Source organism: Metabacillus sediminilitoris (assembly GCF_009720625.1).
Classification (GTDB): Bacteria; Bacillota; Bacilli; order Bacillales; family Bacillaceae; genus Metabacillus; species Metabacillus sediminilitoris.
In genome coordinates this window covers 1,127,576-1,151,324 of the sequence record NZ_CP046266.1, presented here as the reverse complement: position 1 = coordinate 1,151,324, position 23,749 = coordinate 1,127,576, and the positions used below count along the sequence as shown (strand labels likewise).

Here is a 23,749-nt window from a genome sequence, read left to right as displayed (position 1 = left end):
TTGTGATATGACATCGTATTTTCTGAACCCTTTCATGATTTATTCTGTAATCGCTTAAACTATTAAAAAGAAAATCTACTGCAGTTATACAAGGGAGTGAAGGTTATGAGTAAAGCAATAGTTAAATTTAGTAGTTTGCTTCATACGAAAGAAGTGGTTGTCGATTCAAGCAGTAATACAATATTCCTTAACGATAAGAAATTCACTACAGAGCAAACCTCATTGGACGCTCCAATATCCGGTACAGTGTATGGAACAATTCTAAACTATAAGGGTGAGCTTGAAGCATTAGGCACAGCTGTTAATGAAGCACCCTACAAGCAACCGCCAAAAGCACCTGTTTTATATATCAAACCAATAAATACAATCATTGGTTTTCAAAAGCCAATTCCATTGCCTTCTAATGTTTCTAATTTACAAATCGGTGCTGCATTAGGGGTTGTCATTGGAAAAAATGCGACAAATGTAAGCGAAAAGAATGCCTTAGAATATGTGGCAGGGTACACAATTGTCAATGATGTCAGTGTTCCTCATGATAGTGTCTATCGACCAGCGATTAGTCAAAAATCAAGAGATGGTTTCTGTCCTGTAGGTCCTTGGGTCATTGAACGTGATGCCATAGCTGATCCGAATCAACTTTCCATTCAAGTGTTTATCAATGGAGAGTTAAAACAGCAAAACACAACAGCAAATTTAATTCGTCCTGTATCACAGCTAATTTCTGAAATTACCTCTTTCATGACTTTATATGAAGGTGACACACTTCTAGTTGGCGTACCAGAAAATCCTCCACTAGTAAACGAAGGAGATCTTGTTCGAATTGAAATAGAAGGAATTGGTTCATTAGAAAACAAGGTCAAGCCAGAAGTTGAAAGTCTATTGAAGGAGGAAGCAAAATGAAACATGCACGTGTAGCATTTAAAGGAGCAATCCATCATGCAATTGAATCAGATGGACATCTTAAGTTAGATAATGGTCAAATTGTAAGTGAAGAAGAAGTTGTTTGGCTTCCACCTGTTGAACCGAGAACTGTTTTTGCATTAGGGCTAAATTATGCAGATCATGCCGCAGAGCTTGCATTTAATGCACCTACAGAACCATTAGTATTTCTTAAAGGACCTAATACCTTTGTTGGACACCGCTCAAATACCTATCGTCCAGCTGATGTAACATATATGCATTATGAATGTGAACTTGGAGTCGTGATCGGGCGATCAGGACGTAATATTAAACAAGAAGAAGCCTATGATTATGTCTCAGGATATACAGTTGCAAACGATTATGCCATTCGTGATTACCTTGAAAATTACTACCGTCCGAATTTGCGCGTTAAAAATCGGGACACATGTACACCAATCGGTCCTTGGTTTGTGGATGCAAAAGATATTAAAGATCCTATGAATCTACAATTACGGACATATGTAAATGGGGAAATTACACAAGAAGGAACGACGAAGGATATGATTTTTAGTATCCCAATGTTGATTGAATACTTAAGTAGTTTTATGACACTAAACAAAAATGACATTATCCTTACAGGTACGCCTAAAGGCTCAGTCGATACGAAAGTTGGAGATGTCGTTATGACAGAAGTTGAAGGTGTAGGCCGATTAGTTAACACAATTATCGGTGAAGAATAAACGCGAAAGCACCTGAGCAGCATTAGGCAAATAGTACGTTGCCTATAGGAGGCAAAATCGCGACACTAGCGTTTTACACAAGTTTCAAATCTACATTTCGGAGGGAAAAATGCCACATTTTATTGTTGAATATACAGATAATATTAAAACCGAAGCAAACATTCCTCTTCTTCTTGAAAAGGCAAACAAAATATTAATCTCTAAATCTCCTCTCTTTCCAGTTGGAGGAATTCGCTCTCGTGCAATTGAACTGAAAGATTATTATATTGCTGATGGTGAAGAAGATTATGCTTTTGTACATGCAACATTAAAAATCGGCGCAGGCCGTTCTGAAGATGAGAAAAAAGCAACTTGTGAGGAACTATTTTCTGCAATGAAAGATCATTTTGCTGAACTATACAATAAACGTTACTTGGCATTGTCAATGGAACTATTTGAATTTAGTGAGGCAGGTACGTATAAACAAAATAATATTCATGGACAATTTAAAAAATAGTCTAAGGTAAAGCTCTTTTATATTTGAGCACTATGGTGATTGGAGCGGAAACGTTCCGTTGTAATAATCGGAACAATCTTACTTTTAATAACTGATTGTGGTACATTAACTAACATAAAAACTCTATACTAACTGATTGAATATGTGAAAAGATCAGTTAGTATAGAGTTTTATTTATGCAATATAGTTTAAGACTTAACTTTTGAGCCTAAACTCCAAAAATTTGATTGAATATCTATCACTTTTTCTACTGCCTCTTTCTGATGAGGATACAACACATTCGTTGGTAAAGTAGCAATAGCCTCATAATAAGGGTCTTCTGTTACTTTACTTTTTAACCCACTTAAAGATTCTATAATTCTCAATGAACAAAAAGGAACATACGCTGCACTATACCCGCCTTCATGACTAAAGACTAATCGATTTTCACATAGTTTCTCAGCTAAGTCTTTGACCAATTTTGCCATTATTCCAAATCCATCAGCTGTGACCATCATTCTAGCTAACGGATCAAATACATTTGCATCCTGTCCAGCTGCTACAATAATAAGTTCAGGTTTAAATTGTTCAGCTATAGGAAATACCACATTTTCTAATGCATAGATATATCCAGCATTTCCAGTTCCAGCTGGAAGTGGGATATTTACGTTATAACCTAGTCCTGCTCCCTCGCCGTTATGATTCATTAACCCTCTATTAGGAGGAAAGTTTAGTTCTTGATGAAGAGAAACTGTTAATACATTTGGATCATCATAAAAAATATTTTCTGTCCCATTTCCATGATGAACATCCCAGTCTAATATTAAAATTCTGTTTAAATCATATTTTTCTCTCGCATGCTTTGCTGCTACTGCAACATTATTAAATATACAAAATCCCATCCCTTGATCTTTTTCAGCATGATGCCCTGGTGGCCTTGTAAGGGCATAGACATTTTTAACTTTACCTTCCATTACAGCATCGACTCCAGAAATCGTCCCACCAGCAGTTTTTAATGCTATTTCATAAGATCCTCTTCCTACTAGTGCAAAGTCACCTGCATCACCTCCAGTTGTATCACTAAGATGCTTTACTTTATCAATATAAGATGAAAGATGAACCCTTTCGATTTCCTCCCTAATAGCAGCTCTTGGTTCCATTACTTGTAATTCTTTGATAAATTCACTTCGTTCTAATAGATTTTTTATTCGTCGTTTACTTTTAGGACTTTCACCATGTTCATCTGCTTCAATCCATCCGCCTGGTTGAAGGGATAATGCTCCATTACCAGTATCATGCCAAAAATAACTTTCATCATAGATAAATCCTGTTTTTAATGTCATTAATTTTTCCTCCTTAAAATTAATAATTTGATGTGAAAATATAAAACTTATATTGTAAAGTCATGATTGTTTAGCAGTTTTATTTGTTACTATTACCTTAGAATTCCTTTTATTTGTTTCTTTAAGGAATAATCCAAAAACAGCCATTACTAGCGCTGAAATTGATGCAATAATCATCATAAAGGTTAAACCAAATGAATCTGCATATGTACCAGCCATACCCAAAATGACTGACCCTAAGATTTCACCTAGGCCAATAATGAATGCACTTGATGTTGCTATTAATTGGATTGAAACACTTTCACTAGGTATAATATTTTGAAAAATCGGTGCAATGGATCCTAATAAGCCTCCAAATATGATTAAAGCTCCAGCACCTATCCACCCACTTGGTGCTATATATAGACCTAATGGTGCTAGCACTGCTAGCAAGGAAAACAATACTAAAGCAGTTTTTCTACCATAATAGTCAGAAAAAAGTGGAACAATAATTGTTGAACCAATCTGTAAAATCTCCATAAGCGACATGATTAAACCCATTTTAGGGATCGAAAAATGACTAACTGATGTTAAATATAATGGTGCAAAAGAATAAAGAATCCATAAACCAGCCATACAGCAAATAAAAATTAAAATACTAATGTTCACATTTCTATACTTAAAAACGGCTAAAAAGCTGGATTTTATAGTTGATTCACTTTCCTCAACTTTTGATAAGACTGTTCTTACTTCTGCTGTAAATTTCCAAATGATAAAGCCTAGCACTAAACTAGGGATTCCTATTAATACAAAAGCCCATCTCCAAGTTGTAAGTGTTATTAATTGAGTAACGATCAAGGGACCCAGTGTTGTAGCAATAACTGCAACGCCAGCATTTACTATACCCGCATTTCTTCCAAAATTCCCTTTAGTGGATACAGAGGCTACCATCGTCATGGCTATTGGTAAAATAGGGCCTTCTGCTGCTCCAACTAAAAATCGAATAAACAACAAATAAGTAAAAGAATTCGCCAGTGCCGATAATGCTGAAAAAATCGAGGTTGCAATAACCGCTGCTATTAATATGATTTTCCTCTTTCCTGTTTTATCGGATAATACCCCTATGACTGGACCAACTATGGCAAATCCAATTGTTTGCCACATGACAACCTGACTTACTTGACTATTCGTTATACTTAACTCTTCAACTAATGCAGGAACGATATAGGATAAAGCGGTACGATCCAAAAAAATAAATCCCAAGCTAAAAACATTATTAAAACGACCCTATACTCATAACCTCTTGAACCCGGAATACTATCCATTTAATCCCCCTTCTTTAGACTTATTAATATTCAACTACTACATTTATAAATTTACAAAATTAGTCATGCTAATTCATTGTAAAAAACGGAATTATTTAATTTTTTCAAATTTTCCAAACTGTTTTGTTTAGATTTTTCATTTTGCTCTATCTTGTAATCTTTCATATTACATCACTAAAAGATTCTTTATTATGAAAAAACCATATCATTTTCGTATATTCTAAATTACCTCTTCTAAGTTTCCTTTATAAGTTATATAATTTGTGTAATCGCTTACAAAAAGGATAATCTTCTATCACAGTAAGTCTTCCCAACAATTTTATGTCAATCATTATCTCGTAAAATTACCTTGTGACATTTTATGACATGTCTCTTGTGTAATTACATACCATGTTTACTATTGTTAACATAAATACACAATAAGGGGGAAAATAAATGTTTAATAAAATGAGATATTCTTTTTTCCCATCTCAACCGGAAATCATGTCTAATTGTTCGTTTTATAAAGAATATAAGCCTATGAAATCGGCAAATAATGATATAGCACTTTACTGTGAATTCCAGCTAAAAGATAAAGCATCTTCTATTTTACCTATTATTCCCGATGGTTCTATCGAAATACTCTTTTCATGTGATGAAAAGGAACCTATTGCATTTGTAGCTACCAGCCCTGAGAAAAGATGTGATTATCAGTTCCAGTCAAATATTCGTTATTTTGGTATTAGATTATCACCAGGCCAAAATAAAATACTTTTTAACTGCTCTATGAAAGAACTATTAAACTACAAACAAATTCCTCTATTGGATGTGCTTAAAGAAGATGAGTCTTTTATAGAAGGAATGCTCATTAAAAAGAACTTTAAAGAGAGAATAAATTGGGTTCAGTCATACATAAACAAAAGTGACACCGATCATTCTTATGCTAAAAATCTCCTTACTTATTGTTTAAATAGAATTTATTCAACAAACGGTACGATAAATATAAATGAACTATCATCGGAAACTGGTTATACGGATCGATATATCCGAAAGAAATTTGAGAGTTTTGTTGGCTATTCTCCTAAAAAGTTTTCTCAAATTGTAAGACTTCAACACTCTATCAATAAACTTGTGTCACAAAACATAAAGGTATCCAATGTAATTGATGAGCATGCTTTTTATGATGAATCTCATTTTTACAAAGATTTTAAGAAATATATCTCCCTAACTCCTAATGAATATTTAGATCAATTAATAAACCAAGGTTAAATAACAATTTCATATATCGTTTACATAAGAAAAACCGGGCAAAAACCGCCCGGTCCTTTTTTATTTAGAGATAATTTATACTCTATACCATGTACACCTTTGTAATACTCGGGGGTACATTTCTCCACCACATGTTTCGCAAGAAAACATTGGAGGGTTACACCCCTTCATACAATTAGTATTTGATTTTAATAAGTTTAGCAATCGAATTAGATAAATAAAATTGGGTATAGTCAATCTATTAACTTCCCATCATAAAAGTAATTTGGTCCAATGTATCCTGTCGTTTTCGGTTCTAATAAAAAAAATGTGCCCCCTTAAAAGAGCCACCCTATCTGAAAATAAACAATACGACCTTTTAAAGATTAAATTCTAACAAACTAATATACTATTATAAAAATTTAAATTAAATTTGTTTTTCAAATGCTTTAAGCGCATCTGACATTCTATTAATAATATCCTCCACTTGAGTTTTTGTAATAATAAGCGGCGGTGCAAGAGCGACAGTATTTGTTCCTTTCCAATCAAAGTAACGTAATTGCAACCCTAAATCCATACATAGATCTGTATATTTTGCGGCTGCATGCTCAGATGGATCAAACGGAACACCCGTTTCAGGATCTTTTAACAATTCAATACCCGCTAATAGTCCAAGCCCTCTTACTTGTGTCACGTGTTTATGGTTGCTTTCTAAATACTTTAAGCCTTTTAATAATTCTTCACCTCGAAGTCTACTATTTTCTACAATATTATCTCTTTCTAAAATTTCAAGCGTTTTTAACCCTACTGCGCAGGCCATTGGATGCCCACTGTATGTGAAGCCGTGGAACATCATTTCATCTGATAGAATAAACGCTTCTCTAATGTGCTCTCTCATAATAACGGCTCCAAGATGTGCATATCCGCTAGAGATCCCTTTTGCCACACATAATAAGTCAGGTACTACATCCCAGTTATCTACACCAAACATTTTACCTGTACGTCCAAATCCACAAATTACTTCGTCGGCAATCATTAAAATACCATGCTCATCACAAAGCTTACGTACTGCTTGAAGGTATCCTTCAGGAGGGAATCTCACACCACCGGCCCCTTGAATAGGCTCCACGATGACAGCAGCAATGGTATCAGCACCTTCTGCTTCAATCACTCCGCGAATGGAACGGGCATAATTTGGATCGCTCTTATCTCCTCGCTCTGCATTTAATGCATGTGCTATTGCTTTGAGAAAATTCGGTGCATTAGATGTAGTGAAATTTTGGAAGCCTTCAATACCAGTGGCACTTGTTGCACCTACTGTAACGCCGTGAAATGATTGCTCCAGAGAAATAATTTTTGTTCGCTCCGGCTTCCCTTTTATCTTCCAATAGAAGCGTGCTAACTTAAAGGCTGTATCATTTGACTCTGAGCCCCCGGAAGTAAAGAAACAAACATTTAAATCACCAGGTGCTAATGAAGCTACCTTTTGAGCCAGAAGTATTGCAGGCTCGTTTGACTGACCACTAAAGGAAGAACTGTATGCCAGCTTTACCATTTGATGTTTAGCAGCTTCAGCAAGTTCCTCATTACCATAGCCAAGATTGACATTCCACAGCATGGATACCCCATCAATTCGTTCTTGCCCTTCAACATCCTTTAGGTAAATTCCTTTTCCTTCTGAAAAAATGGTTGAAGGACCGGATAAATAATGAGCTTTTGGTGGAGTAGTTGGATGTAAGTAATGTTTTATATCGATTTCTGCTAATTCTTCTCTAGTTAAGGTTCCAAGTCTATTTGTTTGTTGCATTTCTATTCCTCCTATAAAGTTTACATTTTATTTTTATACTAAAGGATTCTGCCTACCTGGTTACAACATCGCTTTGTTACCATAACTTTTCTACTAAACTTCATTTATACTGTTACATTTTGACGTTCTAAAACATTTTCGATAGAAACATAGGAATAACCATGTGCTTCTGCAACTGCATGATACGTTACGTAACCATCAATAACATTAATCCCTTTTGCTAATGCACGATTCTCTTTGGCTGCTAGTTTGTACCCTTTATTGGCAATTTGAATACCATATGGAATCGTGACATTTGTTAAAGCTAATGTAGATGTTCTCGCAACAGCGCCTGGCATATTAGCTACTGCATAATGAACGACTCCGTATTTAACGTAAGTAGGATCACTATGTGTAGTAATATGATCAATGGTTGCAATTGAACCGCCTTGGTCAATCGCGACGTCTACCACAACAGAACCGGGGTTCATCGTTTTAATCATTTCCTCTGTTACTAATTGAGGAGCTCGAGCTCCTGGAATAAGTACTGCACCAACTAATAAGTCCGCTTTTTTAACAGATTCCGCAATATTATAGCTATTTGAAGCTAATGTTTTTAAACGACCTTGGAACATGTCATCCAGTTGTCGAAGACGATCGATATTTACATCTAAAATCGTTACATTTGCTCCCATTCCAACGGCCATTTTTGCAGCATTCGTTCCAACAATCCCACCGCCAATAATGACCACCTCTGCTGGTGATACTCCAGGTACTCCCCCCATTAGTACACCTTTACCACCGTTAGGATTTTCCAAGAAACGAGCTCCAATCTGGACAGACATTCTTCCTGCTACTTCACTCATAGGTGTTAATAACGGAAGTGTTTTATTGTCTAATTGGATGGTTTCATAAGCAATAGCCACCACTTTCTTATCTACAAGTGCTTTGGTTAATTCTGGTTCAGGAGCAAGATGTAGGTACGTATATAGAATTAATCCCTCGTAAAAATAACCATATTCCTCAGCAATAGGTTCTTTTACCTTAATAACCATTTGTGCTGACCATACTTTTTTAGCAGATGAAACGATTACAGCACCCGCATCCATGTAATCTTGATCTGTAAATCCACTTCCTAATCCTGCACCTGTTTCTACCCATACTTCATGATTACACTTTTTAAATGCTACAACTCCTGCTGGAGTAATACCAACTCGATTTTCATTATTCTTAATTTCTTTTGGAACACCGATTATCATGATTATTCTCTCCTTTTTCCTATCTGCCTTTCTAGTCGCATAAAGGATTTTTTAAATAGTTTTTTATTCTACTAATGTTTTGATTTCTTCATTTTTATTTCTTATGAATCTTTTGAACTCTTTAGAGAAGTATGAACGAATGAGGAGGTAGATCAAACCAATTCCCATCCAAGTAAAACCAACGATTTTCCCGGCTGTTGAAAGGCCCCATAAGATATACAAACAAACTGCCATCCCCATTAAAGGGACAAATAGGAATTTAAAGAAATTTCTTTGCTTATTTTTGATATAATAGTGGTTAATAACACAAACATTAACAAAAGAAAATCCTAGTAACCCTCCAAACGCTACTAAATCTGATACTAGTTGCATATTCATTAATATGGCACCGATAATGCCTAATATAGACATTAAAAGGATATTGTTTACAGGTGTTTTAAATGTTGGATGAATATATCCGAAGAATTTTTTAGGAATCACTCCATCTCTCCCCATTCCTAAAAGCAGTCTGCTTGATGCTGACTGACTTGCCATTGCACTAGCAACACCAGAAGCTATAATGGTCGATGTAACGAAAGTCTGAAGAATTACTCCGCCAATGATGTTAAGGACATCAAAAAATGCTGTATCAGGATTTTCAATGGATGTATAACTACCCTGCAGAATGACAGCTAAATAGGTTACTGAAACAAAAAATACCGTTTGAATGACACAAGTAAAAATAATTCCCCAACCAATTTTGTTTCCTCCTATATCTGTTTCCTCTGCTAATGTTGTAATGGCGTCAAATCCCAAGTAAGCAACAATCACGATAGCAGCTCCACTTATAATTGCGCCTATTGAAAAAGAATCCTGACTATAAATGGCACTAAAGTCAATTAGTGACAGATCTCCTGTTACAATATAATGTCCAGCACTAATGACAAACGCAACCACTGCCATAACCATAAGTAACACTAAAATCGTATTAACCTTTGCTGCTACTTCAATACCAATAATATTTACGATAGTGATAGGCAAAGCAAAAATGAGGACCCATATCCAAATTGGAATACTAGGCACTAGTGCATTGGCAAAATTAGCACTGATCAAAAACGTCAGCATTGGAATTAAAAGATAATCAAGCAACATTCCCCATCCTGCAATAAACCCGATTCTTGGATGAAGTGCCCGCTGTGCATATGTATAAGTAGAACCAGCAACGGGATAAGCTTCTACCATTTTTCCAAAACTATAAGCAGTAAATAACATAGCTACAAAGCCAATAATATAGGACAGTACGGAATGCCCTTGAGAAACTAACGTAATGATTCCGAATAATGACATGGCTGCAACTGGAGCCATAAAGCCAAGTCCAAAAATCACTAAATCTCGGAACTTTAATGTTCGTTTTAATTCTGGCTCACTTGATGTAATGGGTAAAACATCCAATAATTCTTTTGATTCCACTGAAAACACCTCCATAAAAAAAGTAAGCTTCAAACATAAGAACTGTTTTTTATAGAAAGCTGTCTATTACCATTTGATCATTCCGTTACAATTGAAACATTTCAGGATATCCATTTTTAATCTGTCTTACCAAAAATGCGGTACGATTTAAGAAACTTACTCAATTGCAATAATCCCAATATCATGTAGAAGCTAAGTGATACATTTATTTAGGAGGTTTTACTTGCTAACTCAATTTTCTTGTTTCTCATTTTGATGTTTTTACTCTCCCCTTCTTTCTATTATTCTTACTTAAGTGATTAAATAAGATATATTTATAGTACATTATCTTTTTTAAAAAATTATTGTAAAAAACGGAACATTCAGATATACTTCCATCTCCATTTTATTAAGTGGTCACATACACTCTAGTAATTTAAAACAGCCCTAATCCAGTATTTAACTATTTGGGCTATAAAAAAGATTAAATCGTCTAGAAATCTTGCTTATCATATTAAAATGGATACTCAAGGTTATCCTTTTGGATAGAAACCCATTTAGTCGTAGTAAACTCCGCAACGACCCATTCATATCCAAAACGCCCAATACCGCTTTGTTTAATACCACCGAAAGGTACATTTCCCTCCAAAACTTGTGGTATATCGTTTACATGCGTTGTACCTGATTCAATCTTAAGAGCTAACCTTTCACCTTTTTCTAAGTCACTAGTTACTATAGAAGAAGATAAGCCATATTCAGTGTCATTGGCAAAACGAATCGCTTCCTCATCACTTTCAGCTCGAATGATTTGTGCAACTGGTCCAAAAATTTCAGATGTTGCAAGGCTTGAATAATTAGGGACATTAACAAAAACAAATGGCGAAATAACATTACCTGTTCGTTGGCCCTCCAGAGCAATCTTTAATCCATCTTCTTTTGCCTTATTGACTAGCCCCATAATTTTATCTGCTTGTTTTTCATTAATGACAGGTCCAATAACCGTGTTAGGATCTTTAGGATCGCCTACTGTTAAACCCTTTACCTTTTCTACAAATTTACTAACAAACTCATCATAAATATCGTTTTGAACGATGATACGATTTGTAATAGCACAGATTTGACCACTATGAAGGAATTTTCCAAAGATAGCTATTTTAACAGCTTGTTCAACATCAGCATCACCTAGTACAACTAAAGGATTATTTCCTCCAAGTTCTAATGCCATTTGTTTAAATGTACCACCAGTTACTTTTGCAATATGTTTACCAACACCAGTTGATCCTGTAAAACTAATAAACGAGGAGTTAGGATTTAATAAGAATTCATCTTCAGATTCTTGTAGATCAGTTAAAATAGAGTTGAACACTCCAGCAGGAAGTCCTGCTTCTTCAAAAGCCTTCGCAAAAACCTGTCCACCTACTATCCCAACTTGCAGATCAGGCTTATGAACAACGCTATTCCCAAGAGCAATTGCAGGGAAAATCGTTCTTGTCGCCATGTTGAAAGGGAAGTTAAAAGGTGTGATTGAAGTAATAACACCTAAAGGCAATCTATATACACGGTTAATCTTACCTGGTGTAACAGATGAATAATCTTTTGGTGAGTATATTTCATCAACCATATTAATAGCATCTTTTATATCACTAAGACCAAATCCAAACTCAACTTGAGCTTTAAGCAATGTTCCACCTGTTTCACGTGTAATTAATTCCAATATATTCTCACTATTTTTCTCCAAGTAATCTAATGCTTTCATTAAAACTTCTCTTCTTTGTTCTGGAGTAGATTTAGCCCATTCCTTTTGTGCTGATTTTGCTTTATTATAAGCATCTTTTATTTGTTCTAAATTAGCTAACTCTACTGTTGTAATGGTTGAATGATCATAAGGATCTTTGATTGAATAATTCCTCCCGCTGCCACCTTCTACCCATACACCATCAATAAAGCTTTTGCTCATTTTATTTATCCATTCAAAGCAGTTTGCATCTAATACCTGATTCTGTGTCATTTGAAAGCCCCTTTCTAAAATGAGAATCTTTTCACCTTGGAAGATTTTATATTTCAGTATTCTTAACAGTATGTAAATCATATTGTAAGCGTTATCTTTATTGAAATTAATGTAAAAAACGGAACACTCAGAATAGAAGGATTGTCACTACTAACTCAACCATGAGAAAACGAGATAATTTCTACAAATAAAAGCTATTTATGTGTTGGGATTTAAATGAAATAAAGCGATTCTCTTATCTAAAAAATGATTATTTCTTAAAATAGCAATCTCATTTAGTAGTATATGTTTTTATATCTAATATCAAGAGAACCCTGACATAATGACGAGATAAAGGATGTCAATTTGGAACTAAAATGGTAAATTCCATCTTGATTCCCCCTCATAATCTATGCGAGTTTATGTAATATGGAAAAATGGATATGTTAATATATCTATAAGGATTGAAAAATTAAATAAAAAAGAGGCTGAGAAAATTCCTCATCAGCCCTCTTAACATGTTTCAAGTAAACGATTATGTGAACGATTTTTTTCGAATTTTTAAAAATGACTTCTGCATATTGCATTAATTCTCTTAACTTTTGCAAATTGCTCAAAGTATGTTTTTGCTTATGCTTTACTTCTTCATCCGTTAACTGTTTTCTAGCTACTGACTTTCCTGTAGGGTTCTTTTCTAAAAGATTGTTGTTTTTTAGTAGTTTTTTAAGCAAAAAACTATTTTAGGTTGATTGGAGCGGAAGTACGAGACTCCTGCGGGTGTAGCTGGACAGGTGAGACCACGACAGGCGTTTACGCAGAGGAGGCTCACCGCCCGCCCCTCGGAAAGCGAGCATCTGGAGCAGAAATCAACCACTCCTCACTACAAAGTAATTGCAAAAAGGTTTGCTAAAACAGCCTAATTTTAAAAAAACCACATCCCTAAAAAAGGGACGTGGTTTGACACGTTCTTCTTTCTTTGGAAACAGCAACTAACTTTAATTCAATACTTTTCAAATAACGGTACAAAATAGTTAAGGACATGGTGAAATACCATGTCCTTTTAAAATTTGATCTAATTTGATTTCTTTTTTTATTATTTCTTCAGCATTCTAACTAAATAAAAAAACTCGGTAGATTTAATTTCGAGCCAGCGTTTTGTAACTCCTCTTTTTCATTACTCACAGGTTCTTCTTCTTTCTTTTTCTCTATACCCATTCATCATTTTGAAATGAAATAAACTTTATTGAACACTCACTACTGTTTTTTCTGCTAAGGGTAATAGACGCATTTTGATGTCTTCCCTATTTACATGCTTTTGCGAAACACCTGATTCTATTGCAGCGTCAGCAACGGCAGCCGCTACATATGCGGCCACTCTGCTGTCAAATGGATCTGGAATGACATAATCGCTATGTAGGTCCTGCTCATCAATTAATCCAGCAATCGCATAAACAGCTGCAAGCTTCATTTCTTCATTAATTTCTTTTGCGTGAACATCTAAAGCTCCCCGAAAAATACCAGGGAATGCAAGTACATTATTGACCTGGTTAGGAAAATCAGAACGTCCTGTTCCTACTACCAGGGCTCCCGACTCTTTTGCCTCCTGGGGCATAATTTCCGGTACAGGATTTGCCATTGCAAAAATGATTGAATTATGATTCATAGAACGAACCATTTCTTTCGTAATAGCACCTGCTGCTGAGACTCCTACAAATACATCTGCTCCCACAAGTGCATCTGCTAATAAACCTTGTTTTTGTTCTCTATTGGTAATACGAGCCATTTCCTCTTTAAATGGATTCATTCCCACAGAGCGACCTTCATAAATGATTCCTTTTGTATCACATAAAATGGCATCTTTTACACCCATTTGAAGAAGTAGCTTAACAATTGCCACACCTGCAGCACCTGCTCCATTTACGACAACACTGATATCTTCAATTCTTTTATCAGCTAATTTTAAAGAGTTCATTAACCCCGCAGCTGTTACAATGGCTGTGCCATGCTGGTCATCGTGAAAAATCGGAATCTGACAAGCTTTTCGTAAGCGATCCTCAATTTCAAAACAATGTGGAGCCGCAATATCCTCTAAATTAACTCCACCAAACGTTGGCTCCAATAATTTGACAACTTCAACAATTTTATCTGGATCAGTTGTATCTAGACAAATAGGGAAGGCATCCACATCAGCAAATGACTTGAATAACAATGATTTACCTTCCATTACAGGCATTGCGGCTTTCGGTCCAATATTACCAAGGCCAAGTACAGCTGATCCGTCTGTGACAACCGCAACTAGATTCCCCTTCATTGTATAGTCATATACTTTGTTTTCATCTTCATGTATTTCTATGCAAGGCTCTGCTACCCCTGGTGAATAAGCTAGACTTAAATCTTTTGCATTACGTACAGCAACTTTTGAGTGGACACCGAGCTTTCCTTGATTTTCCTTGTGCATCTTTAATGCTTCTTCACGTAAAGTGGACATCTTTTTTGACTCCTTTTGTTAGTGTAATAGATTATGATTTATTTAAAAGAGATAAGGAATCTTTGTACAGTATGGACCTTATTTTAAGGCAAAATGACTAAATTGCTATTTCCCTTTTATATCACGTACAGATCTTAAACAATTGCTTTTGAAAGATTATTATCATTAAAATAAATTATTTCCGAAAGAACCTTGTTACTCCCTTGTATATTCTCGTACGTTTCCCGGGCTTCTCTTTCAGTTTCAAATTCATACATTGTCATGTTAGCCTTTGAATAGTGAATAATGATCCACACTATGAATTCCTCCTAAAGATATCGTTTCATCATTTTCATAAAGATAGATAAGTAATTTATTCTAAACGTATCGCATGTACTCGAATTATCATCCTACGTTTAACTTCCGGCACCTTAGACAAAACCATTACAAGATTGTAGGTCCCATGGCTGATTTGTTGTTAAAAATGCAGCTAATTCTTTACTTTTTTGTTTTCTTTCTTTACGGATTCTTGCTCTCTCTGGTGCAGTTTCATGTAACTTTTTTTCTTCCTCTGATTCGGGAATCACCTGTGGAACGCGTGTTGGCCTTTTCTGTTCATCAAGAGCAACAAAAGTTAAGAGGGCAGTCGCTGCCATTTTACGTTTACCGCTTTTTAAGTCCTCTGCGATAATTTTCACAAAAACTTCCATCGATGATGTTCCTGTCCAAGTTACATATGATTCGAAACAGACTGAATCTTTCGGCTGAACAGGATGTAAAAAATCAACTGAATCTGTTGAAGCCGTTACACATTCTCTCCGGCTATGACGTGCTGCGGAAATGGAAGCGATTTGGTCCACATCACTCATTAATTTTCCGCCAAATAATGTATTGTGATTATTTACATCATTTGGGAATACACGACTTGTTCGTATCACTCGTGACTCTTTGCAATATTTTGCTTCCATACATACATCCCCTTAAAACATATCAATCTATTGACGCTACGTTGTTTACCCCATTCATGACCTGGATTGCTTCGAAAACTTAATTTAGCTTCTCTATTAGATCAAGCGCTCCTTACAGAGAAGCTAAATCAATAAATCATTTTATTTAAATTTTATCCTTCTATTAATAAAGATTCTGGATCCTCCAACAGCTCTTTTATCATAGCTAGGAAGCTAACAGCTTCTTTGCCATCGACAATGCGATGATCATAAGAAAGAGCAATATACATCATTGGACGGTTTTCTATTCGATCATTATCGATAGCGATCGGTCTTGTTTGAATTTTATGCATACCGAGAATACCTACCTGCGGAGCGTTTAAAATCGGCGTTGACATTAAAGATCCAAATACGCCGCCATTTGTAATGGTAAATGTACCACCTTGTAAATCTTTTAATGACAGGGCATTGTCTCGTGCTTTTTTGCCGAGATCGCTAATATCTCTTTCAATTTCAGCGAAACTTTTTTGATTTGCATCACGCACAACCGGTACAACCAATCCCTCTGGAGCTGCTACTGCGATTCCAATATCATAAAATTTCTTGATGACAAGCTCATCCCCTTGAATTTCGGCATTCAAAAGCGGGTATTTCTTTAAAGCTGCTACAACGGCTTTCGTAAAGAACGACATGAATCCTAGACGAACATCATGTTTTTCAAAAAAGGCATCTTTACGTTTTTTGCGCAGATCCATAATAGCCGTCATATCGACTTCGTTAAATGTCGTTAACATCGCAGCAGTATGCTGGACTTCAACGAGACGTTTGGCAATGGTTTGACGACGGCGGGACATTTTTATGCGTTCCATCGGTTTGTCGTTCTCGTGATCTACCTGTTTAGCGGATGGCTTGGAACTTGTCTTTTCCGATTGTGGCTCTTCTTTTGTAACAGGTATCTGCGTGTGTGCTTTCACATCGTGCGGTCTAATTCTGCCAAGTGGATCACTGCTGACTACTTGACGTAAATCAATTCCTAGTTCTCTTGCTAATTTTCTTGCTGACGGTGAAGCAATCGGTTGGGCTGCTTTTGGAATTTCTGGTGCTGGCGGGGTACTCGCATGCTGCACCGCTTCTTTTTCCGATTTTTCCGGAGCTGCTGGAACAGCTTGTACTTCACCTTCAGCAACATTGTCTTCTAAAATGGCGATTACATCTCCTACTTCTACTGTATCTCCAGGCTCTTTTAGTACTTTTGTTACGACACCTGAGTATTCTGTGTTTACTTCTAAATTGACTTTGTCTGTTTCCAATTCTACTACACTTTCACCTTTGGTCACTTTATCACCAATCGTAACGAGCCATTCTAAAATGGTTCCCTCTGTAATGGATTCTGCTAGATCTGGTACTTTGATTTCAATCATGTTACTTCTCCTCCCGTGCCTTTATCTCTTCATTAATTTAATAAATGTGCTAATCAGTTTGTGCTTATGAATGTTAGTTTATAGCAACCATACTCCTTGTTTATCTGTATCTACTAAACTATCAATTTTCAATGTTTGATGGACAATGCGTTCTTGTTCTTTCTTATGAACTAGCGGGTCACCACCTGCAGGACTGGAACGATCCGGACGTCCAATGTACCCTACTTTTAAGCTTCCAGAAGCGAGCTCAAATAGGATAGGGGCGATATAATGCCATGATCCCATATTCTTTGGTTCTTCCTGCACCCAGACCATTTCTTCTAAGTGTGGATATCGCTGCAGTATTGCTTTCACTTCATCTTTCGGAAATGGATACAATTGTTCGATACGTATAATGTGTATCTCATCCAGGCTTCTAGCTTCTTTCGTTGCTTCAATGTGGGCAGCCAAATCAATTGCCATTTTACCTGTTGTTAATACTAGACGCTTCACTTTGTTCACCTTAGTACCTAGCTGCGGCTGTTCCACTACCATTTGAAAATGACCTTCACTAAGCTCTGTACCAACAGAAGCAGTCAGTGGATGTCGCAGCAAACTTTTCGGCGTCATAATGACTAATGGTCGAACAAACTCGGATCCTAAAATAGCGGCCTGACGACGTAAAATATGAAAATATTGCGCTGAACTTGTCACGTTCGCAATTGTCCAGTTATTTTCAGCTGCCAATTGTAAAAACCGTTCCTTACGAGCACTCGAATGTTCCGGTCCTTGCCCTTCATAACCATGAGGCAATAAGAGGACGAGACCTGATTTTTGCCCCCATTTCGCTCTTCCTGCGGAAATGAATTGATCAAAGTACGGTTGGGCGGTGTTGGCAAAGTCACCGTATTGCCCTTCCCAAATCACAAGTGTTTCAGGTGCAAACACATTATAGCCATATTCAAAACCAATCACTCCCGCTTCAGAAAGAGGGCTGTTGTGAACTGCAAACGAAGCCCGTGCTTGTGGGATACGGTGCAAAGGTGAAAAGGTTTCGTTTGTGCTGGAGTCATGCAGTACGATGTGACGCTGTGCAAACGTTCCACGCTCCGAATCCTGACCAGTTAGACGAATCGGCGTGCCTTCTTTTAGCATCGCTGCGAATGCCAAAGCTTCCGCTAACGCCCATTCTACCTTTCCGTTCTGTTCCAAGGCATTTTCACGACGTTCCAAAATTCGCTTTAATTTTGGATATACATAAAAACCGTCTGGCCATTTCAGTAAATCCTTATTTAATTCACGAAGGGTATCAATGTGAACCTTCGTCGCAATACTTGGAATTCCTTTGGCAATAACTCCTGGTACCATTACCTCTGCGAGAGGTTCCTCTTGCTTCTTCTCAGACGCTTTTTCATACTCGGCTTGCAAAGTATCTTGCACACTGCTATAGATTTGTTGTATTTCTTCTTGATTGAGAGTGCCATTTGCTTTTAATTGATCAGCATATAATTCTCTTACGGTTGGATGTTTTGTTACTTTTTTGTACACCTGCGGCTGGGTGACCGCCGGATCATCCATTTCATTATGGCCAAATCGCCGATATCCAACTAAATCAATCAAAAAGTCTTTTTTGAAGCGTACCCGGTATTGATAGGCAAGATAGATGGCTTCTAGACATGCTTCTGGATCATCGGCATTCACATGTACAACTGGAATTTCGTATCCTTTCGCAAGGTCACTCGCATATCTTGTGAAACGGGAATCATGACTGTCTGTCGTAAAACCTACCATGTTGTTGGCGATAATATGGATAGTTCCACCTGTTCGATATCCTCTTAATCCCCCTAAATTCAAGGTTTCTGCTACAATTCCCTGACCAGGAAACGCCGCGTCTCCATGGACTAAAATTGCAAACGCTTTTGAAGTATCCTGTCTAGGGTAGCCGGTGTGATGGCGTTCTTCTTGAGCGGCTCTAGCAAATCCCTCTACAACCGGATCAACAAATTCAAGATGGCTAGGGTTATTCGCTAACGTAATACGGGTACGAACAGCACCGGAACCTTTCATGAATCGATCTCTTCCTAAATGATATTTCACATCTCCGGTCCATCCCTCACTAATATCGAGCAAATCTCCTGATGGCCCTTGTGGTTTTGCGGAGGAGTGCTGAAATTCAGAGAAAATCTTATGATAAGGTTTTTCTAATACATGAGCTAGGACACTTAAACGACCACGGTGAGCCATTCCAATCATGACATTGCGTACGCCATCCGCTGCACCTTCACGAACCGCATTCTCGAGCATCGGTACTAGCATGTCGACTCCTTCTATAGAGAATCGTTTTTGACCGACAAACGTTTTGTGTAAAAACTGTTCAAATCCTTCAACATCTGCCAGCCTCTTTAATAGGCTTTTACGTTCTTCCTTTGATCGTTCACGTATTAAAGAACCGTTTTCCACCATCGTAGTTAACCAAGTTCTTTCTTCCATATTGTGTACATGACCGAACTCGTAGGCCAAAGAGCCCGTGTAGACATTCTTTAATTTGTTCACTGCATCAAGTGCGTTGTGAATCCCCTTTGGAACATCTGTCCATACCAACTCAACTGGAATCGCTTTCAAATCATCTTCACTTAAGCCATATTGTTCAGGAGATAGTATAGGGTCATCATTTTCATTATTTTCTAACGGGTTAATTCGCGCGGCTAAATGTCCATATGAACGAATGTCATCAAGTAGTTTTACTGTTTTTATGATTTTTTTCGTACCTGCCAGATCGTTAGGAACAGGACTTGAACTTTCTACACTATGTTGAAATTGATTTTCTTCAACGAATATAGGAGGACCCCAACTTACAAAAAGCTCCTTTAATTCTGGATTAACGGTGTCAGCATCATTTACATACAACTCATATTGTTCCATTACATAGCCAAGGTTTGGACCATGAAAATTTCTCCAAGGATTTTGTTGATTTTTCTGTATTGTCAATTACAATACCCCCATTGTTTCGTTACTTCTTAATATTTTGTATTGCATGATTAGATAAATAAGTATTAATTGCTTACGGATAAGGATAATGTAATAATTGAAATAAATAAAATAGTGAAAAATTATATATAAATATAAAAAAAATATATATCGCAAGGATTTGGGGAATAATGGATTATCGTGATTGGGAAATATTGAAGGTTCTTTATAGCCAAAAAAATATAACAAAAGCAGCCAGGCTTTTATTTATTACTCAACCCGCATTAACAAACCGTTTAAAGCATATGCAGGAAGAACTGGGTATTAAAATCGTAACCCGTGAAAGCAGAGGAGTTCATTTTACTCCTCAAGGAGAATATCTTGTCCATTGTGCTGAGGAGGCCCTTTCTCATTATCAAAAAGTCAAAGAAAATGTTCGCAATATGAGTAATATTTCTAGTAATGAAGTTGTAGGGACATTAAAATTGGGCGTATCAAACTTTTTTGCCAATTATGAACTTCCTTATATTTTGAAATTATTTAAAATGCAATATCCCCATGTTGAATTTAAAGTGATTACAGGATGGAGCAGAGACGTCACTCAACTGATACACAATAAAGATGTTCATATCAGCTTTATTCGAGGAGACTATGGTTGGAGAGGATTATTGAAACACCTATTATTTGAAGAAACAATATGTATTACATCAAAGGAAGAAATAGATATGACAGAACTCCCCCATCTTCCAAAAATCGAATATAGAGGGGATTACTTATTAAAATCAATAGAAGATCATTGGTGGGCTGAAAACTATGCGGAAGAACCCTTTATTAGTATAGCAGTCGACCAAGTTGATACCTGTAAGGAAATGGTTATCAATGGCTTAGGATATGGGATCTTGTCCAGCAGGGTACTTGCAGGAATAGATGATTTATATAAAATAGATTTAACTGATCAAAATGGAGATCCTATACTGCGAAGAACGTGGATGTATTACCATGAGGAATCTCTAGAATGGAATGTCGTTAAGGCCTTCGTCAATTTTATCGAAAATTTCGATTGGAAAGAGAAATGAATGATTGGTTCTGATAAAAAACTACTATTTAACAAAGGGAAAGATGAAAAATTCACCTTTCCCTTTGTTAATTTTGCACTTTATTCTTACACTTCTGTTGTCTGGAAAAACTGTGGTAAATGCTCCTTATGTGCTTCTAGCATTTCATCTAAAATCACTTTACCTACTTTATCAGATGGAACAAGCGGATTTATTGTCATAGCCAGTAAAGCTGTATCGTAGTTACCAGTAACAGCTGCCTCCGCAGCTACACGTTCAAATGATTTAATTTGTTGCACTAGACCTCTTACAGCAACTGGTAAATCTCCATTTATGATTGGTTTTGGTCCTTCTTTCGTGATGACACAACTTACTTCCACAGCTGAACCATAAGGGATGCTAGCGATTGCACCATTATTAATTGTGTTAACAGGCTGAATATCCCGTTTATCGTTATAAATAGAAGAAATTAATCGAACGGCAGCATCACTGTAATACGCTCCCCCACGTTCCTCTAACTGAGGTGGTTTAATTGATAAATTAGAGTCTTTGTACAACTCAAATAATTCTTCTTCTAATTTTTTTACGACTTCTGCTCTTGTTTTGCCTTCTTTAAAGTTTTTCATCTCTTTTTCTAGCATTTCATCACTCTTATAATAGTAGAGGTGATATGGACAAGTTAGGACATTTAATGCGCGAATAAATTCCGCCTCCCACCCTTGCCCTTCTATGTTTTTAACAAAGCTGCTGTTCTCTGGATTAGATAACAGTTCTATTACTCTCTCTTTAACACTTACACCGTCCAGATACACATCTAATCCATATACCATATGATTTAAACCAGCGAAATCAATTCGAATACGAGAATGGTCAACATCTAATAGTTTTGCTACTCCCATCTCAATTCCAATCGGAACATTACATAAACCAACAATTTTCTTGTGGTCCGTATAGCGAAGAACAGCTTCAGTCACCATACCTGCTGGATTTGTAAAGTTAATCAACCAAGCGTCTGGACATAGTTCTTTCATATCTTTTACAATATCCAAAATGACTGGTATCGTACGCAGTCCCTTAAAAAGTCCACCTGGTCCATTTGTCTCTTGACCTAATACCCCATGACTTAAAGGAATTCTTTCATCTTTAGCACGAGCATCCAGTAAACCTACGCGAAATTGTGTCGTTACAAAATCTGCATCCTTCAATGCCTCTTTCCTATCTAAGGTTAGATGAACCTCGATTGGAAGTCCTGCCTTTTCAATCATTCTTTTTGCAAGGTTCCCTACGATCTCTAACTTTTCCTTCCCTGCTTCTATATCAACTAACCATAATTCCCTTACAGGCAGTTCATCATATCTTTTAATAAAACCTTCTACTAATTCAGGAGTATAACTTGAACCTCCGCCAATCGTTGCGATCTTAATTCCCTTATTCATGGATCATTCCTCCTAAAAAATAACTTATTTACACAGCCTATTATAGAGAAGGAAAAGGGAATTCGACATAGTTTTGAAAGCGTTAGATTTGTTTTTCACTTAAAGGTATTTGTTTCTTAAAAGTAACACTGTGTTTCTCTTTTGAAGTATAATAACAAAAGAAAGTTCACACGAAGGGAGAAAAGGATTTTGTTTACGAATGAAGTAATTGCAACATTCAATGACCTTGAGATGCTCATTTACAAATATGTTATGCAACATAAAGAGAAAGTCATTTATATGCGTATACGGGATCTTGCTGATGAGGCTCATGTTTCCACATCAACAATCATGCGGTTCTGCAGGAAATTAAATTGTGAAGGCTTTTCAGAATTTAAGGTAAAACTGAAGCTAGCAATGGATGAAAAGAGGGACACCCCGATCAAAAGCGGCCAGCATGTGGTAGCGGAGTTTTTAGAGCGCACTCAAAATGAAAATTTCACTTCTAAATTAGAGGATGCTGCAGATGCCATTTCTAAAGCAAATCATGTATATTTTATCGGGATCGGCAGTTCGGGTACTCTTGCTGAATACGGTGCTAGATACTTTTCAAGCCTAGGTACGTTTTCTACATACTTAAAAGATTGGTATACGCCTATTCACGCCAACTTAAATAATAGCATTACGATTGCTTTATCCGTTTCGGGAGAAAATCAGTTTACCATATCTCACATTCATCAGTTGAAAGATAAAAACAGTAAGATTCTAAGTATTACAAACAATGGACAGTCTACAATAGCCAAAATTTCTGACAAAAATGTATCCTACTATGTGTCGGAGGAATTTTTTGAAACTTCAAATATTACCACACAAATTCCAGTTATTTTTATTTTAGAGGAATTAGCAAGAAGGGTGTATGAAAAGAGTAGAAAGAGTGATTGACTTGGAGTAAGCCTCAAAAATAAACAAATTACTTGTCATTGCTAATAAAAAATAGAAGAAAAGGAAAAATGATAAAGTAGGAAGAATTTTTCAAGCTATCTTATAAA

General features: G+C 36.4%; 18 protein-coding genes and 1 pseudogene. 6 read left to right on the top strand and 13 right to left on the bottom strand.

What is annotated here, in order from left to right; all coding sequences use genetic code 11:
* The first annotated feature begins 105 nt into the window (after positions 1 to 105).
* From GMB29_RS05710 to GMB29_RS05700, 3 genes are all read left to right on the top strand, one after another.
* Positions 106 to 900 carry a fumarylacetoacetate hydrolase family protein gene (locus GMB29_RS05710; protein WP_136354915.1) on the top strand — a complete coding sequence of 265 codons (795 nt, stop codon included), beginning with the start codon at positions 106 to 108 and terminating at the stop codon, positions 898 to 900.
* Complete coding sequence (locus GMB29_RS05705; RefSeq protein ID WP_136354917.1) at positions 897 to 1,640, top strand: fumarylacetoacetate hydrolase family protein; 744 nt, start codon at positions 897 to 899, stop codon at positions 1,638 to 1,640. Before GMB29_RS05710 ends, GMB29_RS05705 begins: the two co-directional genes overlap by 4 nt.
* A gap of 109 nt (positions 1,641 to 1,749) precedes the next feature.
* On the top strand, positions 1,750 to 2,136 hold the full coding sequence (locus GMB29_RS05700) for a 5-carboxymethyl-2-hydroxymuconate Delta-isomerase (protein ID WP_136354919.1): 387 nt from the start codon (positions 1,750 to 1,752) through the stop codon (positions 2,134 to 2,136).
* A 188-nt stretch (positions 2,137 to 2,324) separates the two neighbouring features.
* Here GMB29_RS05700 and GMB29_RS05695 read toward each other — a convergent pair whose 3' ends face one another.
* Positions 2,325 to 3,458 (bottom strand): class II histone deacetylase, encoded by a 1,134-nt coding sequence (locus GMB29_RS05695; protein WP_136354921.1) that lies wholly within the window; start codon positions 3,456 to 3,458, stop codon positions 2,325 to 2,327.
* A 60-nt stretch (positions 3,459 to 3,518) separates the two neighbouring features.
* A complete protein-coding gene (locus tag GMB29_RS05690) occupies positions 3,519 to 4,700 on the bottom strand; it encodes an MFS transporter (RefSeq protein ID WP_136354922.1) in 1,182 nt (393 codons plus the stop codon).
* A gap of 497 nt (positions 4,701 to 5,197) precedes the next feature.
* On the opposite strand from GMB29_RS05690, the gene GMB29_RS05685 reads away from it, so the two are divergent.
* Positions 5,198 to 6,010 (top strand): helix-turn-helix transcriptional regulator, encoded by an 813-nt coding sequence (locus GMB29_RS05685; protein WP_136354924.1) that lies wholly within the window; start codon positions 5,198 to 5,200, stop codon positions 6,008 to 6,010.
* A 406-nt stretch (positions 6,011 to 6,416) separates the two neighbouring features.
* On the opposite strand, the gene GMB29_RS05680 is transcribed toward GMB29_RS05685, so the two are convergent.
* The 10 genes and pseudogenes from GMB29_RS05680 to GMB29_RS05645 all read right to left on the bottom strand — a co-directional run bounded on the left by GMB29_RS05680 (position 6,417) and on the right by GMB29_RS05645 (position 20,251).
* Entirely contained in the window at positions 6,417 to 7,796 is a 1,380-nt protein-coding gene (locus tag GMB29_RS05680; RefSeq protein WP_136354926.1) for an aminotransferase family protein, read from the bottom strand.
* A gap of 104 nt (positions 7,797 to 7,900) precedes the next feature.
* Complete coding sequence (ald, locus tag GMB29_RS05675; protein WP_136354928.1) at positions 7,901 to 9,034, bottom strand: alanine dehydrogenase; 1,134 nt, start codon at positions 9,032 to 9,034, stop codon at positions 7,901 to 7,903.
* Between the two features lie 63 nt (positions 9,035 to 9,097).
* Positions 9,098 to 10,483 carry an APC family permease gene (locus tag GMB29_RS05670; RefSeq protein WP_168733868.1) on the bottom strand — a complete coding sequence of 462 codons (1,386 nt, stop codon included), beginning with the start codon at positions 10,481 to 10,483 and terminating at the stop codon, positions 9,098 to 9,100.
* Positions 10,484 to 10,976: 493 nt separating this feature from the next.
* Positions 10,977 to 12,470, bottom strand: coding sequence for an aldehyde dehydrogenase family protein (locus GMB29_RS05665; RefSeq protein ID WP_136354932.1), 1,494 nt, complete (start codon positions 12,468 to 12,470; stop codon positions 10,977 to 10,979).
* Positions 12,471 to 13,046: 576 nt separating this feature from the next.
* Positions 13,047 to 13,138 (bottom strand): annotated as a pseudogene (locus tag GMB29_RS27940) (hypothetical protein); the annotation flags it as partial.
* A 551-nt stretch (positions 13,139 to 13,689) separates the two neighbouring features.
* Positions 13,690 to 14,937 (bottom strand): NADP-dependent malic enzyme, encoded by a 1,248-nt coding sequence (locus GMB29_RS05660; protein ID WP_136354934.1) that lies wholly within the window; start codon positions 14,935 to 14,937, stop codon positions 13,690 to 13,692.
* Between the two features lie 134 nt (positions 14,938 to 15,071).
* Complete coding sequence (locus tag GMB29_RS26900; protein WP_168733869.1) at positions 15,072 to 15,233, bottom strand: hypothetical protein; 162 nt, start codon at positions 15,231 to 15,233, stop codon at positions 15,072 to 15,074.
* A gap of 114 nt (positions 15,234 to 15,347) precedes the next feature.
* Complete coding sequence (locus tag GMB29_RS05655; protein ID WP_136354936.1) at positions 15,348 to 15,884, bottom strand: acyl-CoA thioesterase; 537 nt, start codon at positions 15,882 to 15,884, stop codon at positions 15,348 to 15,350.
* A gap of 152 nt (positions 15,885 to 16,036) precedes the next feature.
* Positions 16,037 to 17,284: a 2-oxoglutarate dehydrogenase complex dihydrolipoyllysine-residue succinyltransferase gene (gene odhB, locus GMB29_RS05650; protein WP_136354938.1), complete on the bottom strand. Its 1,248-nt coding sequence runs from the start codon at positions 17,282 to 17,284 to the stop codon at positions 16,037 to 16,039.
* A 78-nt stretch (positions 17,285 to 17,362) separates the two neighbouring features.
* Positions 17,363 to 20,251 carry a 2-oxoglutarate dehydrogenase E1 component gene (locus GMB29_RS05645; protein ID WP_136354940.1) on the bottom strand — a complete coding sequence of 963 codons (2,889 nt, stop codon included), beginning with the start codon at positions 20,249 to 20,251 and terminating at the stop codon, positions 17,363 to 17,365.
* 170 nt (positions 20,252 to 20,421) lie between these two features.
* Between GMB29_RS05645 and GMB29_RS05640 the strand changes: the two genes are divergently transcribed.
* A complete protein-coding gene (locus GMB29_RS05640; protein WP_136354942.1) occupies positions 20,422 to 21,306 on the top strand; it encodes a LysR family transcriptional regulator in 885 nt (294 codons plus the stop codon).
* 86 nt (positions 21,307 to 21,392) lie between these two features.
* Here GMB29_RS05640 and GMB29_RS05635 read toward each other — a convergent pair whose 3' ends face one another.
* On the bottom strand, positions 21,393 to 22,721 hold the full coding sequence (locus GMB29_RS05635) for a 6-phospho-beta-glucosidase (protein ID WP_136354944.1): 1,329 nt from the start codon (positions 22,719 to 22,721) through the stop codon (positions 21,393 to 21,395).
* A 189-nt stretch (positions 22,722 to 22,910) separates the two neighbouring features.
* Between GMB29_RS05635 and GMB29_RS05630 the strand changes: the two genes are divergently transcribed.
* Complete coding sequence (locus GMB29_RS05630; RefSeq protein ID WP_136354945.1) at positions 22,911 to 23,642, top strand: MurR/RpiR family transcriptional regulator; 732 nt, start codon at positions 22,911 to 22,913, stop codon at positions 23,640 to 23,642.
* Positions 23,643 to 23,749 lie beyond the last annotated feature (107 nt).

What these genes read in the sequence shown, in the direction of transcription:
- GMB29_RS05710 (WP_136354915.1), top strand. Translation starts at nt 106, where the DNA reads ATGAGTAAAGCAATAGTTAAATTTAGTAGTTTGCTTCATACGAAAGAA.
- GMB29_RS05705 (WP_136354917.1), top strand. Translation starts at nt 897, where the DNA reads ATGAAACATGCACGTGTAGCATTTAAAGGAGCAATCCATCATGCAATT.
- GMB29_RS05700 (WP_136354919.1), top strand. Translation starts at nt 1,750, where the DNA reads ATGCCACATTTTATTGTTGAATATACAGATAATATTAAAACCGAAGCA.
- GMB29_RS05695 (WP_136354921.1), bottom strand. Translation starts at nt 3,458, where the DNA reads ATGACATTAAAAACAGGATTTATCTATGATGAAAGTTATTTTTGGCAT.
- GMB29_RS05685 (WP_136354924.1), top strand. Translation starts at nt 5,198, where the DNA reads ATGTTTAATAAAATGAGATATTCTTTTTTCCCATCTCAACCGGAAATC.
- GMB29_RS05680 (WP_136354926.1), bottom strand. Translation starts at nt 7,796, where the DNA reads ATGCAACAAACAAATAGACTTGGAACCTTAACTAGAGAAGAATTAGCA.
- ald (WP_136354928.1), bottom strand. Translation starts at nt 9,034, where the DNA reads ATGATAATCGGTGTTCCAAAAGAAATTAAGAATAATGAAAATCGAGTT.
- GMB29_RS05665 (WP_136354932.1), bottom strand. Translation starts at nt 12,470, where the DNA reads ATGACACAGAATCAGGTATTAGATGCAAACTGCTTTGAATGGATAAAT.
- GMB29_RS05660 (WP_136354934.1), bottom strand. Translation starts at nt 14,937, where the DNA reads ATGTCCACTTTACGTGAAGAAGCATTAAAGATGCACAAGGAAAATCAA.
- GMB29_RS05655 (WP_136354936.1), bottom strand. Translation starts at nt 15,884, where the DNA reads ATGGAAGCAAAATATTGCAAAGAGTCACGAGTGATACGAACAAGTCGT.
- odhB (WP_136354938.1), bottom strand. Translation starts at nt 17,284, where the DNA reads ATGATTGAAATCAAAGTACCAGATCTAGCAGAATCCATTACAGAGGGA.
- GMB29_RS05640 (WP_136354942.1), top strand. Translation starts at nt 20,422, where the DNA reads ATGGATTATCGTGATTGGGAAATATTGAAGGTTCTTTATAGCCAAAAA.
- GMB29_RS05635 (WP_136354944.1), bottom strand. Translation starts at nt 22,721, where the DNA reads ATGAATAAGGGAATTAAGATCGCAACGATTGGCGGAGGTTCAAGTTAT.